Origin of the sequence: Sphingobacterium sp. UBA5996 (assembly GCF_002429765.1) — a bacterium.
In the GTDB taxonomy this organism is placed as follows: domain Bacteria; phylum Bacteroidota; class Bacteroidia; order Sphingobacteriales; family Sphingobacteriaceae; genus Sphingobacterium.
In genome coordinates this window covers 1-15,681 of sequence record NZ_DJAS01000003.1, presented here as the reverse complement: position 1 = coordinate 15,681, position 15,681 = coordinate 1, and the positions used below count along the sequence as shown (strand labels likewise).

Below are 15,681 nucleotides of genomic sequence, written 5' to 3'. Positions count from 1 at the left end.
GTTTTAGGTCGACGAAACACCTAATTTATGCTTAAAAAGTGTAGCCAAATCCAACATTTAGATAGATATTATGCATACTAAAGTCTATAGAATTAAAATCTTTCTCTAGGATATTGTTAAATCCGTAGGTCAGATCGGTTAAAAATTTAAAGTGTTGGTTCAGGAGCCATTCTGCTCCAACTTGCGTTCCCCATTGAAATTTCCGAACGTTCTCAGAGAAATCATAGAAAGCCTGACTTCCCTCTTCAAATGTAATTTTTGTTCCGGTTGGTGTATTTTGACGCAAATAACCATCAGACACATTTCCATCAAAACTATTATCCAATAATGTAGCGAAATAAAGTCCTCCATAGAGATTCCACCGGTTAGATAACTTATAGACCGCTAACACCGGCAGTGTTAGATAGGTATTTTGAACGTTAGTTTCCACTTTACCCGTATAATACCCTTTCACTTTAGCATTATCTTTTACAATCTCCGTTAAATAGTTTTTCACCCGCGCCTTAGTTTTCATCCCTTTTGTTTCGAAGCGAAGCCCGGTACGAACCCCCAAGATTTTCTTTTCACCTAACCATTTTGTCGCATTTGCTTCTAGTCCGACCTGCAAACCTGGATTGAAACTTTCAATCTTCCGTATGGTTTGAGGAAGACCCAACGGGCTACTGCCACCAATACTGAACTGAGCCTGCAATGCGTAATCGATATCGGTATTGAAAAAATTTGGATGATTTGACGTGCCGCTTTGAGCCTGCACACCACCAGTCGCTATCATGAAGACAGCAATTATATAGAGAAACTTATTCATTAGATAGTCTTTAATTTAAAAATGATCACACCAATTGGGAATATATTCAGTGATATGCTCCTCCATTGAAGTATTTATATTTATTGGTAATAGAAGGGATACTATTTTAAGTTATTTTACAACTAGCTCTACTTCATCAATAAGTAATGTACTGCCTACAGCACCGTTAAACTTATCCCCCTCTTTACTTGAACTAAATACAATTGTATACATATATTCTTTAGTGGGATCGAATGATTTACCATTGACAAAAGAGAAAGGAAGGTTAAATGGCGTCCATACATTTGTCTCAATCTGCTCTTTTGCTCCCACGCGTGCAACGGCAACTATGCGTGGATCAGTGAAGCTATGTGCTCCAGTTAGAAAATTATCTTTCGGCGGTGAGACCTTTTCAAACAATAACGCATACCCATCCCAAGTATCTTTCTTTAGCTGTGAAGGCGCATTGTTTACAATAAACAACTCACCAGCTTTATATTTAAAAAATCCCTTCAATGCCAAAGGGGCAGTTTTATTGTCATAAGGAAGTCCAAAACGTGTGGAGTTAATTGTTGGAAATGTCGTTTTAAATTCCCCTAAGAATAAATTACCTGCAGCGAGGGGTGAGCCAAATAGTCCACCTAATGCTCCTGTACTTTTGGTCGTAAGTTTCGCAGCTTTACCGATATAACCATCTGTTATCTGTGCCGTGGGATAAAAGCCAGGGACCAATTGTTCTCCTTGTTCTAAAAGAGTAGCAGCTAAAATATTATATCCATCATTTGCTGTTGCCCAATTATATTTTTTTTGCCCTAGTGTTGTCAAATCAAAAAACTTATGATAATGTCCTTCTGGACTATCCGTATCTACCACTTCAGCATTCTCAAAAGCAGCATATAAATCTGCCCCTTCATCAATCACAAATGAAACCGTATATGTCTTAGTCCAAGCTCCATCCTGGGAAGTAACAGTATATTTTTGTGGTTCGAAAAAATTAAGTTCTGTACCACTTTTCGGCTCGATGGATGCCCCAGACGTCAACACAAATTCAGGAGATTGCATATAATTCCCCGTGAAACGTTTTAATGGGAAAACAACAGTATTGTTATCTATGGAGGGGTTACCCTTTAAAACCTGATCCCCTTGAGGGATACTAGCCGCTTCGATGTCCGCCTCAGCATTCAGAGCTTCTTCCTTGATACAACTTCCCAAGCTGAGAAGAAACGTAAAACCGATTACCCACAAGTAATTTCGTGTTCGCTTCATAAAAATAATATTTAGTGTAAATTTATTAATCGATGTGATTTCGCAATTTTGGCAAAGCCAGCATACCAAGTGTCAGAAAAAGTCATTGAAATGCTCTTCCTTAACACTAAACCGATTCGTCAAATATATGGGCTGGCTATAACCCCTTGATCTCCTGCTTGACTTTAGTCGGCAAGCTTTCAACAATTAGACTATAACTATGGAAAATGAGTTCTTCAAGCTTTTTGTCTTCCAGTTCTCGATTGGCAATAATGGTATTCCAATGCTTTTTATTCATATGATAGCCTGGTAGCACTGTATGTTCGTACTTTTCACGCAATTCTATTGCCCTTTCGGGATTACACTTTACATTAAACCGAAGTTCATCGATCTGATCCAGCCCAACCAATAAAAAAATTTTGCCGCCAATCTTAAACACAAGTGTATCTGGACCAAACGGGGTTTCTTCCACAACTGGCCCGATAGATAAACAATAATCCCTCAGATCTTCAATGTTCATATTTCTTTGGTTTTAGCTTAACATTCCTTTTCCAAAACATGGCCAGAAAAGAAAAAAAATGTACTTTCCCTTATTTTTACAGCAGGGACTGGATTTCCTTTTGGATGGCTACTCCTTTATCGGCATTATACCATTTTTGAATTTCTTCTTTAATTTCGGAGAAATCCACTCCCTGCTCTTTCAGCTTCAAGAACAAATCTTGGCAAGCTGTAGGACGCGGCCCCCAGACAGCTAAATCTTGTCCGTTTTCATCCCGTATGACAAGAATCGGAATAGATTTCCCTCCGTTGGTCAGGTAAGAATCGATCAGAAAAGGCGCGCTGTCACGAAGTTGTATGTCCAACGTGATGTTGGAGTTTTGTGAGGCCATTTTAGCGAGCATCGGTACAGAATGCGCCGCATCCCCGCACCAAGGTTCAGTAATAATAATCCATTGTTGTTTCTCAGCAATTGACTTCACAAAATGATCAAAATCCGAGTTTGGTTCAAATCGTTTTAACCACCGGCCCATTCTAGCCCAGTTCATTTTGGTGTACTGATAATATTCTTCGTCCTGATAGGCCGGGTAATTCTCAGGATGATTTAAGATATCTTCGAATTGCTGCAAGTAATTTTCAAAAGTCATAACATCAATTTTGTGCAAAGGTAAATTTTACTTCCAACTTTCTCAACATACCTATCGGCAACTATCTGTATTGAATGCAATAAAAATAAAGATTTTCGAAAAACTTCCATTAAAATAACAAAAAGCTGCTACCCTCCGGGGGATATACCAAAGATTTTACATTCAGAAAAGATATTTTACATTTATTAACGATTAAGTAAATTATATTTGAAGGATAACACCCGTACATGAAAAGATTAGTTGAATTATTATTTTTGCTATTTATCCTCATCAACAGTGCTTACTCGCAAATAAACATCAAGGGGAGGATTCTAGACAAGGCAGATGATAAACCCCTGACCAATGCTTCTATTATTTTATTGAACCGCGATTCAGTTCTCCGTTATTTTAACCGCGCCAATGAAGAGGGGAGATTCCAGGTTAAAAATATTAAACCGGGGAGCTACATCATGCTGGCCTCCTACCCTAAATTTGAACTCTATAGCGATACGATCCAAATTGCAGACAAAGATCTGGACTTACACGATATCAAAATAAATTCCCAAAGAAACGTTTTACAGGAGGTGATTGTGACCCGTCGTCTTCCGATTACACTCAAAGGTGACACCATAGAATATGACGCCGCGAGTTTCGCGACGGAAAAAAATGCCAAATTGGAAGATTTACTGCGTCGTCTACCCGGTTTCACAGTGACGGGAGACGGAACTATCACGGCTCAGGGAAAATCAGTACAAAAAGTATTTATTGATGGGGAGGAATTTTTTGGTTATGATCCTAAAATAGCCATTAGAAATGTACGAGCAGATGCTGTCGACAAGGTACAGCTCTATGAGAAAAAATCTGAGGAGGCCGAGCTTTCGGGCATCGACGATGGCGTAAGGATCCAAACGGTTAATGTTGTACTTAAGGAGAAAGCTAGAAAAGGTCTATTTGGGAACATGGAGGCATTAGCGGGATCCCAAGAACTATATGCTGGAAATCTGTTCGCTGCCAAATTTAACAAGACCGAGCGTATTGGAATTACTGCCAGCCAAAATAATATGGGAAGTTCAAGCGGTCGTGAGGGCTCTTTACGGATGAACAATCAAATTACGGGCGAACCACTGAACACAAACCTTGGCGCCAACTATGATAATCAGTTCTTCAAAAAAGCCCTAAAAGTAAATGCCAACTATGGTTACGACGACAATAGCAATAAGAACCGTTCAGAAACTTACAATAAAAATGTGCTGCCAGACGAGTCTATTCAAGAAAAAAACACGAGTACTAATAATGAAAGGCACAGCCAAAGTCATGATTTCCGTTCAAACATCAGCATGCGACTGGATTCCACGCAAAGTATGGAACTCCAATCCAATGCCAGTTGGGAAAATACTTCGCAATTTAACTATACAAACAGCAACACAAGCGATGGATTGGCTAATCCAATCAGTGACTTTAGGGAGAATAATCAGTCGAATTCTTCAAACTCGAACAACAATTTTCGCTTAAACTATAGAAAGCGGCTAAAACCGGGACGCTCTTTAAATGTGATGATCGGCAACAATCACAAAGAATCATCTTCAGAAAGTAAAGTCAATTCACGAACCTATTTTTATAAAACAGCAGATAGCACCATTATCGACCAAAATCGACAGGGCTGGAATAAGGGCAATAATTTCACTTCGTCCATCAACTTGAATAACCGAATCAATGCGTATATCAATGTTGCCTTGGGCTATAGTTTTAATCATTCAAAAAACACCAATACGCAAAATTCAATAAACAATATCACGCAGCAGTTTGATTCACTTTACTCTCAAAATCAGGTGGACAATAACACTAATCAAGGAGTTAATGTCAACTTTTCTTACCGCAAAGAAAAACTGGAAATCAATTTTTCAAACCGAACTTTCTACAAAAATCAACAGCTGAATGATAGCTACAGGGCCATTGATCTTGCCCGTAACTTTTGGGATAACAATTTAAATATTGACGCCAATTATCGAATTTCAAACAGTAGAAATATACGATTAGCTTATCAGAGTTCAAATATTATACCGTCGTTTGATCAATTACAGCCACTTCAACCCCAAACCAATCCTTTGTTCCAGCAAATTGGTAATCCCGATCTTAAGCGCGCAGTTAGTAATAATATTTCGGCCAATTATAACGCTTTCAGTTTATTGAAAGGAACAAATATTAATATCAACGGGAGCTTCTCGTTTGTCAACAATCCTATTGTTAACAAAACCACCATATTGGACAATTCGGCTCAAATCAGCACTTACGAAAACCTGTCCGGCAAATCCAGCTGGAATAGCAATCTGAATATCAACCACATGCAACCTTTAGCCAATCGTCGTATCAACTTTAACAAGAGTGCAAGCGTCAGATTTAATAATAGCTATAGCTACACCAAATTTGAAGGTGGTCAATCCAGCGGCGAATTTCTGCTGAACAATGCAAAGAACACCAATTTTAGCGTAGGTTCAAGCTTAAATGAACAAGACTCAGAGGGATTTGACTTTGACGTTTCTGTAAATACCGGATTTAATATACAGCAAAATTCGATCAACACGCAATATAATGCGACAAGTTTTTTGGGGGGAACGTCAGCCTATATTAAGTACTTTTTACCGAAGAAATTTAATATCATGACCAATATTTTCTATAGCTATACAGGCCCGACTAAGCTTTATAAAAAATCAATCAATCAATTTTATGCCAATATTGAATTGGAGAAAAAAGTGCTAAAAGATGAGAGCATGACGCTCAGTGTAAAGGCTTTTGACATTTTCAACACATTTAATAATACACGCCGTAGTGCAAGTGACACCAACTATTCCGAATCCGTTCAACAGGTATTAACACAATACTTTCTGATCGGCGTGAAGTGGGATTTTAACAAATATCTAGGGAAAGGAAATGATTAAAAAATTATATTTAACTGTAATTATCTGCTGCCTGTTTGGGCTGTCCATTCAGGCACAATATGCTTATTTTGGAAGCAGGGGCACGATCAGTTTTGATAAAGTCACGTATACAAAAGCGCGCCTGCGACAGATGTCCAACGACATAAATTCGAAAGGAATGGACAGAGGCGCAGGAATAATGGAATATTTGGATAAGGTACCTGATTCGCATACAGAAAAATTGAAATTCTACTTTGATGAGAATTCAACCGTACTGATGCCCGAGGAAAGCGCGGAAAGTGACAAGAAAAATGCTGAAGTGAAAATGACCGCACCTAAGACTATTTCTGCCAATGGTCGGGGCGGTAGATTTCAAGGGGCGGCTCGATCTGGCGCAAGCCCGAGAGGACAATTTAGAGGTGGAGCTAAAAATGGCAAAGTGCTTTATCAGGATCTGAAAGCTGGCACCGCAGATATTCAGCTCGACATTGACGAGAAATACATTCTTTCGGAAACATTGGACAGCATTACTTGGCGGTTCACAGAAGAATACCGAAATATTGCTGGTGTAAACTGCCGCCGGGTGAATGGTGCCACCAAAGACTCACTTTACCTTATTGCCTACTATTCGGAAGAAATTCCTGTTTCAGCAGGACCAGCCTTAAGCCATGGTCTCCCGGGGATGATAATAGGTCTCGTGATTCCTGAAATGCATATTCAATACTGGGCTACAACTATTGAATATACCAATAAACTTGTGCCTGCTGACTGGCGAGATAAGAAATCGAAAAAAATGGAACTTAATGAATTCTCGGAAATCTTTGGCAGATATATGCCACGCAATCGACAAAACGAGTCAGCAAAAAAAAGGATTTTAGAGCAATTGGTGTATTGAAAATGTCAGTTTGGCAGTCCCTAAAGACAAATAGATGACAAATAGTGATTTTTTTTAAAAAAATTTGGATTGGCATAAGGGTTGATAATAGAGTGATAGATTTGTTTAAGTAAAAAATTAAAACACAAGATATGTCTAAAATTATAGGAATTGACTTAGGTACTACAAACTCATGTGTTGCCGTAATGGAAGGTAACGAGCCTGTAGTAATTACGAACAACGAAGGTAAACGTACAACTCCTTCGATCGTAGCTTTCGTAGAGGGTGGCGAGCGCAAAGTTGGGGACCCAGCAAAGCGTCAAGCAATTACTAACCCACATAAAACTATTTATTCCATCAAACGTTTTATGGGACTTTCATACGATGAAGCTGTGAAAGAAGCAGAACACGTACCTTATAATATCGTTAAAGGTGACAATAATACACCGCGTGTAGAAATTGACGACCGCAAATATACACCACAGGAGATTTCTGCTATGGTTCTTCAAAAAATGAAGAAAACAGCAGAAGATTTCTTAGGTCAGGAGGTGACTGAAGCTGTTATTACAGTTCCTGCATACTTCAATGATGCACAACGTCAAGCAACAAAAGAGGCTGGAGAAATTGCTGGTTTATCAGTAAAACGTATCATCAACGAGCCAACAGCTGCAGCTTTAGCTTATGGCTTGGACAAAGCACACAAGGACATGAAAATCGTTGTTTTTGACTGTGGTGGTGGTACTCATGACGTTTCTGTACTCGAGTTAGGTGACGGTGTATTTGAGGTTAAATCTACTGACGGTGATACGCACTTAGGTGGTGATGACTTTGATAACGTAATCATCAACTGGTTGAACGAAGAATTCAAAAGTGAAAACAATGGCTTTGACTTGAAAAAAGACCCAATGGCATTGCAACGTTTGAAAGAAGCTGCTGAGAAAGCGAAAATTGAATTATCAAGCTCAACTTCTACTGAAATCAACCTGCCATATATCACTGCTGATGCAACTGGACCAAAACACTTAGTTCGTTCATTATCACGCGCTAAATTTGAGGCTTTGGCTGCTGACTTGATCAAGAGAACAATTGCTCCTTGTGAATCAGCATTGAAAAATGCAGGTTTCAGCAAATCCGATATTGATGAAATTATCTTAGTAGGTGGTTCTACTCGTATCCCGGCAATCGTTGATGCGGTAAAAGCATTCTTCGGAAAAGAGCCTTCTAAAGGTGTAAACCCGGATGAAGTGGTAGCTTTAGGTGCTGCTATCCAAGGTGGTGTATTGACCGGTGAAGTGAAAGACGTTTTATTATTGGATGTAACTCCACTTTCATTGGGTATTGAAACAATGGGTGGTGTGATGACTAAATTGATCGAAGCAAATACGACAATTCCAACTAAAAAATCGGAAACATTCTCTACTGCTTCGGATAATCAACCATCAGTAGAAATTCACATTCTACAAGGTGAGCGTCCTATGGCAAACCAAAACCGTACAATCGGCCGTTTCCATTTGAACGATATTCCACCTGCTCCTCGTGGCGTTCCGCAAATCGAAGTTACTTTTGACATTGATGCGAACGGTATCATCAAAGTGTCTGCGAAAGATAAGGCTACTGGAAAAGAACAAAATATCCGCATTGAAGCATCTTCAGGTTTGTCTGACGAAGAAATCAAACGCATGAAAGAAGAAGCTGAAGCCAATGCTGATGCCGACAAAAAAATGAAAGAAGAAGCTGATAAGGTAAACGCAGCTGATGCTTTAATCTTCTCAACTGAAAAACAATTGAAAGAATATGGCGATAAAATTTCAGCAGATAAAAAAGCACCAATTGAAGCTGGCTTAGCGAAATTAAAAGCTGCATACGAAGCGAAAAACTTCGCTGATATTGACGCTGCTTCTGAAGAATTACAAAATGCTTGGAATGCTGCTTCTGAAGAGATGTATGCTGCTTCTCAAGGCGGTGCTCAACAGCCTCAAGGTGATGCAGGACAAGCTCAAGGTGGAAACCAAGGTGGTGATGATGTAACTGACGTCGATTACGAAGAAGTGAAGTAATCACTCCTCCTCATAAAAAAAGCTCCGGGAACATTAATCCTGGAGCTTTTTTTTATTTTAACCCTTTCGCTTTTCTATTTCTTAACATTCAACGACTACTTTTTTATGCGCTTCGAGCTATTGCTTGTTCTTATAGTGACTTAATATTCCTTTGTCGAATGTAGCCCATATTCCTGCCGGCATATCCGCCTTCTTTAAAGCATTATTTGTCCAGGTATTGCAGGAATAAAACATACTATACGCACCTTTCGCTTCATAAAACGCATCTGAATCACCATATTGTGCATTTGTATTCACTAAAATAGCTTGATTTTGATTTCCGTCTAACGATTGTTTGATATACTGTACCAAATCATGGTATTGCGATCTACTGATCTGATAAGAAAAACATAATTCATCTTCCTGAATGGTATTGTAATAGGTCACATGAATGGCGGACTGGCCTAATCCGAAAGCAGCGATGAATGCTGTGGAGACTTTTAGATCCTTCCATTCCGGCGTATCCAAATAAAACCCTTTGTCCCCCCAGCCGATCCCAACATACTGATATCCGTGATGTTTCCCGATCGTATTTTCATAAGGAAACAATTGCGACCAATCCATCTCTTCGTTGACGACCGGTAACACAATATCGGTATGAACACCATTTGATTTGACAAAGACCTGCACTGTCCTATCTACGTTGATTTCTCTTCGCTGCGCTGAAATGCGCGACAAACTGTATTCCGCCACAATATAAAGCACGCAATAAGACAACAACCCTAAAATAAAATAACCTAACACTTTAAGAACTTTTTTCATCTAAGATCTATTTCCACTCATTAATCAAGCAAACAGGACAAAAAAAACCTGCATTGCTGGCAATACAGGTGAAAGATAAGCTATTTCTTTTAGCTCTTAAAATAACTTTTCAGGATAGACTCCATCAGCAACCAATTTTGAAATTGATTCCTGTACAATAGGTTTATCCTCTTTATATGTTACACCAAACCATTTCGATGAAGTTGGAATTACTTTGAAATCCGCCAATTTATGTTTCACCATATAATCTGGTACGGAAGGTATAAAAAATTCTGCTTTTAAATTCTCTTTGTTTTCCTCGACAAAAGCAGGAAACATCGCTTGTGCTACTTCGAAAATTTTTGGTGTAAACCCCCAAAAGTTCATTGAAACACGCGTCTTTGGATCTAGATCCGTTTCCACGCCATTTTCTTCGTACACGATTTTGCGGTTATCCCCTTCGCCTTTGTAATATATATTTGTCCGTTCGGTTACACTTTGCATGTGTCCTGAAGGCGTCACCTCACATACACCACGCGAAACATAACCATAATCAGACATGGTATTTCCAACCTGAAAACCCATTAACGACATTTGTTGGTCAGAAACCTCAGTCGTTAAGAATTCAGCCATTTTTTGAAAAGAATCGGATCCGTAAAAATCGTCTGCATTGATAACACAAAATGGTCCATGTACCTTGTCTTTGGCACTCATCACCGCATGCGCTGTACCCCAAGGCTTAGTTCTCTCGATCACATGATTGACACCGAATTTCGTCAGGTCAAAATCTTGAAAAGCATAATCTACTTCTATTTTACCCTTCAATTTCTCATCAAATACTGCTTTCATTTTTTCCAGAAATTCTTCCCGGATAATGAATACAACTTTTCCAAATCCTGCGCGAATGGCATCGTAAATTGAATAGTCAATAATCGTCTCGCCGTGTGGGCCAAATCCATCTACTTGTTTTAAAGAACCATACCGGCTAGCCATTCCTGCTGCCAAAATCAAAAGGGTTGGTTTACTCATATTTAAATTGCGTTAATAGAATTTTCTTTTCGTGGGTAAACTTAGCTAAATTTGCCTTTAAAAGCAAATTTAGCTAAGTTCAGCTCTACCTTCAAAGGTATAGTATTGAAACGAAAAAGATCAAAAAATTATTGTTATTTCTTTTTTAAGAATGCGTTTAATAACCCCGTTGCCAATTTGCCCAAAAACTTCACGCCTTCACGCGCTAAAGTAGTTGTAGCAGTTCGTTGCGCAGCTTCCAAAGGAGTCTGTCTTCGGGAAGTAGGCCGACTTGCCTTTTCCACTTCTTTTTGCTGGGCCGCGTGCTGTTGTTCCTGCTCCACGGCCTGCATTCGTTCTTCTATGATTTCAGCCGCAGAACGATTTTCTTGCCGCTTTTGGTATTTAGCTTTTAAATCAGACTGATTGATAATTTGTAGGATTGTTGGGTCACTTGCAGGCCCCATCACGGCACGGGCAGGTATCAAATGCGTAGCAACAACCTCCGTGGGGATACCTTTATCATTCAATACGGTAATCAATGCCTGCCCCGTTCCCAAGGAGGTTAAGACCTGATCAATTTCATAAAAGTCGGATTTCGGATAAGTTTTAACAATCTTCTTTAAGTTTTCAGCATCGTTTGGTGTAAAAGCACGCAAGGCATGTTGCACACGATTTCCCAACTGCGCTAAAACAGATTCTGGCACATCGGTTGGGGACTGCGTACAAAAGAAAACCCCGATCCCTTTCGATCGAATCAGGCGAATGATCTGATCAACCTGTGCCAGAAAGGCTTTAGGAGCTCCGTTGAACAGTAGATGGGCTTCGTCAAAGAAAAAGACAAGCTTAGGTTTGTCCAAATCACCTACCTCGGGCATATTTTTAAACAGCTGTGCCAGTAAGCTTAACAAAAATGTAGAATAAAGTATGGGCTGATCTTGTACATCGGAGATATTTAATAAGCTAATCACGCCCTTACCATCCACCTTTTGAAACAAATCGTTGATATCAAACTCTTTCTCACCGAAAATATGCGCTAGGCCTTGCTGTTCCAATGCAACGATCTTACGTAAGATGGTTCCGGAGCTTGCTGTGCTAATCTTACCATAATCATTTTTTATTTCTTCGCTACCCGGTCCTTCCGAAAGGTAGGTAAGCAATTTCTTGGTATCTGAAAAATCGATCAAAGGCATTTGTTGATCTTGCGCATACTTAAAAATAGCCGCTAATACGCCCGTTTGCGTTTCATTGAGCTCCAGTATCCGGGCTAGCAAGACCGGCCCAAAGTCCTCTACAGTAATCCGCATAGGAATTCCCTTGTTGCCAGAAAGTGAATACAATTCAACGGGAAACGATGATGGCTCAAATGGTATGCCCACAGCACTTCCCCGATCAATAAGTGCCTGATTGGTCAGTCCTGGCTCTGCTAAACCTGACAAGTCGCCTTTGACATCCAGCATAAATACGGGTACAGCGGCATCCGACAACTGTTCGGCGATTAATTGTAACGTACGGGTTTTACCTGTGCCCGTGGCGCCGGCAATAAGTCCGTGACGGTTCATCATTTTCAAAGCTAAATTCACTTTTGCTTCAGTTTGAATTTCCCCATTGAGAATTCCTGCCCCCAAATAAATGAATGCTCCTTTTGGGTTATAGGATACCTTTACCTTCTCAATAAATTGTTCTTTATTTGCCATACCTAAGGCTTTAAGTTTATAAATCAATAAAAATTGAAAAACGTTTCATAAAAATAATCTCTTCGTCACAATTTAGTGCCAAAATATATTTTTTAGTGCACTATTAATTTGAATTTAACATGGAATTACTATTTTTACGATGTAAAACAGTAAGACTAAAGGTAATAAAAAATGTTAAATAAGCGGTTTAGATTTGTGGCAGCGTTCATTTGCGCGATCATCTTTTTCACAAAGATGGCTATATCTATTTCACCTATTTTTTCCAATAGTTTAGATCAAAGTACAATCTTACAGGTTGTTTTACAACTGGAAATCGAGAACAATAATGGCGCGAGTAATGATACACTCGAAACAGCCTCAAAATTTTTCAATACGAAGTCAGAAGAACCTATTGTATTCGAAACTATACTCGTTGAGAACCAAGGAAAACAAAAGAATTATCTTAAAAATGAGAAAAGCATTTTAGCTTTTCACCCTACGGTTCCAACACCCCCTCCTAACTTATAACGACATCCTATCGGGATGTTTTTCTCTCGACCTGCACGCGAAAGAAAAAGCGTGTACGGTATTCTTGATTTTTCTTAAGCAATCTTTGCTCTGGCATTATCGGTCTATTGTTGGCCTTTTGTTGAGTGCAACGCATACGTCGATGCTCCCAGCCAATAAGCCCTGTATCCGTTATTGCTGCCGCTATTATAGGTTGCTTGATGAAAACTTTATTTACAGATAAACACAAATTTTATGTTTGGAACTCGTACGTCGGCTTTTCTAAAATTATCGAAAAGAGACTTAAAATATGACTTCCCTGCTAGTGTTGTGGTGTTTTTGGTGGCACTTCCATTATGTTTGGGAATTGCAATGGCCTCAGGTGCGCCATTGTTTGCAGGATTATTGACAGGTGTAATTGGTGGAATCGTGGTCGCTTCCATCAGTAAATCACCACTCAGTGTAAGTGGACCAGCTGCTGGTCTAACTGTTATTGTCTTAGGTGCTATTCAAAGCCTAGGCGCATATGAAACCTTTTTACTTGCCGTCGTCATTGCTGGCATAATACAAGTCATTCTTGGAATATTAAAAGCTGGAATGATCGGCAATTATTTCCCCTCAGCGGTCATCGTAGGGATGCTTGCGGCAATCGGTATTACGATTATCATGAAACAAATTCCTTTAGCATTGGGTTTCGTGGAATCACACGCCTTTGAAATGGACAATGGACATGGTATTGGTGCTTATTTTGATACAATTGCCTCTGCAATCAACTTTGGTGCATTTATCATCTGTGCGCTTTCTTTGGCGATTCTTATCTTTTGGCCATCGATTCCAAAGCTCAATAAAATTCCAGCCCCATTGGTGGTTGTAATTTTAGGTGTCAGCTTAGCTTACCTTTTCAACGGATCAGCATTCCAATTGCATGAAAAGCAATTTGTTTTGGTTCCGGTTGTAGGTTCCTTCTCCGAGTTCACGGGTTTATTTACACTTCCAGATTTTACACAGGTAGTGAACAAAGAGGTGTGGATTGCTGCGTTTACCATTGCGATTATCGCTAGCCTTGAAACCCTATTGAGCATCGAGGCTGTGGATAAAATAGATCCGTACAAAAGAAATACTCCAACTAACCGCGAACTTGTTGCGCAGGGGATCGGTAATATGACCAGCGGACTTTTAGGGGGCCTACCATTGACATCCGTTATCGTTCGCTCATCGGCAAACGTCAATGCTGGAGGAAAAACGAGACAATCTGCTGTTATGCATGGTATTTGGCTTTTGGTCGCTATGCTTGCTATCCCAACAATGCTAAATATGATTCCGCTAGCCTGTCTAGCCGCCATTCTCCTTCATACTGGGTACAAATTAGCAAAACCAAGCCTGTTCACCTCCATGTACAAAAAAGGTTTAGATCAATTTATCCCATTTTGTGTCACTATTGTTGCAATTGTTTTTACCGATCTTCTGATGGGGGTAGGAATAGGCATTGTCGTGGCAACATGCTATATTTTGAGAGCAAATATGAAAAATGCTTTTAAATACAATATTGAAAGAGACAATGAAGAAGATAAAGCTATCATTACTTTAGCTGAAGAAGTATCATTTTTGAATAAAGTCCCTATTCAACAAAAATTATACAGCCTCCCAAAATCGATCAGCAAGATCCGTATCGATGGGACATTCAGTAAGTTCATCGATAAAGATGTCATCGAAGTCATAAAAGATTTTGAACAGAATGCAAGAAGCAAGGGAAAAGACATCGAACTTTTGCAGGTTGTCTATAAAAAACCTTCCTAGGACGAAGACCTTCTTTATAGATTACTGTACTTGGTTGGGCATCATATTGCATGAAAAGACTCAATTGGGACGGCAGGGACACTCATTGGGATCGGGAACGGATTTTCAATGAAAATAAGTTGTTTGAAGTAAACAATGAATTTAGACATTTGTATTCATTATCATAAAATAGAAACTACGCCTGCGGGCACGAGTGAAATAAGAAAAATATGGAAAATAAAGATTTAATAACAGGATTTGACAATATCATTAAGGGAAATAAAGAGTGGATGGAATTTGTGAAAAATGACGTAACAGGACGGTTCCAGCAGCTTGCTAAAGGTCAGAATCCGGAAATTCTTTGGATCGGTTGTGCAGATAGCCGAGTACCCGCAAACGAATTGACTGGCACAAAGCCAGGAGAGGTATTCGTACACCGCAATATTGCCAACATGGTCATTCACTCTGATATGAGCATGCTTTCAGTATTAGACTATGCAGTCAATGTTTTGAAAGTAAAACATGTCATTATCGCAGGTCACTATGGCTGTGGAGGTGTAGCGGCTTCTCTAAGCCGCAAGCAGTACGGCATTATTGACAACTGGCTTGGCCATATCAAAGATGTATATCGTTTACATAGCGCAGAGATTGATGCGATCGAAGAACACGATAAAAAGGTAAATCGCTTAATCGAGCTTAATGTAAAAGAGCAAGTTTTTAATCTTTGTGCAACGTCCATCATTCAAAATGCGTGGAAAGAACGTAATGATCTTGCAGTACATGGCATGATTATCAATATCGGTACTGGAGAATTGATCGACCAACATTGTACGTTTACGAATAATGATGAACTGGGAGAAGTCTTCTCGTATAAATAGCGTAGTAATAAAAATCGGTAAAAGGGGCATTGCATAATAGAGGGCACTGAAAAAGTC

The 15,681-nt window shown here is 39.4% G+C and carries 13 protein-coding genes; 6 read left to right on the top strand and 7 right to left on the bottom strand.

The window, feature by feature from the left end:
- Window positions 1–31: 31 nt before the first annotated feature.
- From B3E00_RS01420 to B3E00_RS01405, 4 genes are all read right to left on the bottom strand, one after another.
- Window positions 32–805 (bottom strand): porin family protein, encoded by a 774-nt coding sequence (locus B3E00_RS01420; protein ID WP_209578100.1) that lies wholly within the window; start codon window positions 803–805, stop codon window positions 32–34.
- 111 nt (window positions 806–916) lie between these two features.
- A complete protein-coding gene (locus B3E00_RS01415; RefSeq protein WP_293936429.1) occupies window positions 917–2,050 on the bottom strand; it encodes a PCMD domain-containing protein in 1,134 nt (377 codons plus the stop codon).
- 136 nt (window positions 2,051–2,186) lie between these two features.
- Window positions 2,187–2,549, bottom strand: a complete 363-nt coding sequence (locus tag B3E00_RS01410) for an MmcQ/YjbR family DNA-binding protein (protein WP_293936426.1) — start codon at window positions 2,547–2,549, stop codon at window positions 2,187–2,189.
- A 76-nt stretch (window positions 2,550–2,625) separates the two neighbouring features.
- Window positions 2,626–3,174: a thioredoxin family protein gene (locus tag B3E00_RS01405; protein WP_293936424.1), complete on the bottom strand. Its 549-nt coding sequence runs from the start codon at window positions 3,172–3,174 to the stop codon at window positions 2,626–2,628.
- Window positions 3,175–3,401: 227 nt separating this feature from the next.
- Here B3E00_RS01405 and B3E00_RS01400 point away from each other — a divergent pair, with 227 nt between their 5' ends.
- The 3 genes from B3E00_RS01400 to dnaK all read left to right on the top strand — a co-directional run bounded on the left by B3E00_RS01400 (window position 3,402) and on the right by dnaK (window position 8,999).
- Window positions 3,402–6,089 carry a TonB-dependent receptor gene (locus B3E00_RS01400; RefSeq protein WP_293936422.1) on the top strand — a complete coding sequence of 896 codons (2,688 nt, stop codon included), beginning with the start codon at window positions 3,402–3,404 and terminating at the stop codon, window positions 6,087–6,089.
- Window positions 6,082–6,963, top strand: a complete 882-nt coding sequence (locus B3E00_RS01395; RefSeq protein ID WP_293936419.1) for a GLPGLI family protein — start codon at window positions 6,082–6,084, stop codon at window positions 6,961–6,963. Before B3E00_RS01400 ends, B3E00_RS01395 begins: the two co-directional genes overlap by 8 nt.
- Window positions 6,964–7,094: 131 nt before the next feature.
- Window positions 7,095–8,999, top strand: a complete 1,905-nt coding sequence (dnaK, locus tag B3E00_RS01390; protein ID WP_293884068.1) for a molecular chaperone DnaK — start codon at window positions 7,095–7,097, stop codon at window positions 8,997–8,999.
- Between the two features lie 117 nt (window positions 9,000–9,116).
- Here the strand turns inward: dnaK and B3E00_RS01385 are convergent, their stop codons facing one another.
- From B3E00_RS01385 to B3E00_RS01375, 3 genes are all read right to left on the bottom strand, one after another.
- On the bottom strand, window positions 9,117–9,800 hold the full coding sequence (locus tag B3E00_RS01385; protein ID WP_293884070.1) for a TIGR02117 family protein: 684 nt from the start codon (window positions 9,798–9,800) through the stop codon (window positions 9,117–9,119).
- A 96-nt stretch (window positions 9,801–9,896) separates the two neighbouring features.
- Window positions 9,897–10,808, bottom strand: coding sequence for a sugar phosphate nucleotidyltransferase (locus tag B3E00_RS01380; RefSeq protein ID WP_293884072.1), 912 nt, complete (start codon window positions 10,806–10,808; stop codon window positions 9,897–9,899).
- Window positions 10,809–10,942: 134 nt separating this feature from the next.
- Entirely contained in the window at window positions 10,943–12,484 is a 1,542-nt protein-coding gene (locus B3E00_RS01375) for a helicase HerA-like domain-containing protein (RefSeq protein ID WP_293884074.1), read from the bottom strand.
- 234 nt (window positions 12,485–12,718) lie between these two features.
- Here B3E00_RS01375 and B3E00_RS01370 point away from each other — a divergent pair, with 234 nt between their 5' ends.
- The 3 genes from B3E00_RS01370 to B3E00_RS01360 all read left to right on the top strand — a co-directional run bounded on the left by B3E00_RS01370 (window position 12,719) and on the right by B3E00_RS01360 (window position 15,624).
- Window positions 12,719–12,991, top strand: coding sequence for a hypothetical protein (locus B3E00_RS01370; protein WP_209578090.1), 273 nt, complete (start codon window positions 12,719–12,721; stop codon window positions 12,989–12,991).
- A gap of 234 nt (window positions 12,992–13,225) precedes the next feature.
- A complete protein-coding gene (locus B3E00_RS01365) occupies window positions 13,226–14,767 on the top strand; it encodes a SulP family inorganic anion transporter (RefSeq protein WP_293936417.1) in 1,542 nt (513 codons plus the stop codon).
- 209 nt (window positions 14,768–14,976) lie between these two features.
- On the top strand, window positions 14,977–15,624 hold the full coding sequence (locus tag B3E00_RS01360; RefSeq protein WP_209578088.1) for a carbonic anhydrase: 648 nt from the start codon (window positions 14,977–14,979) through the stop codon (window positions 15,622–15,624).
- Window positions 15,625–15,681 lie beyond the last annotated feature (57 nt).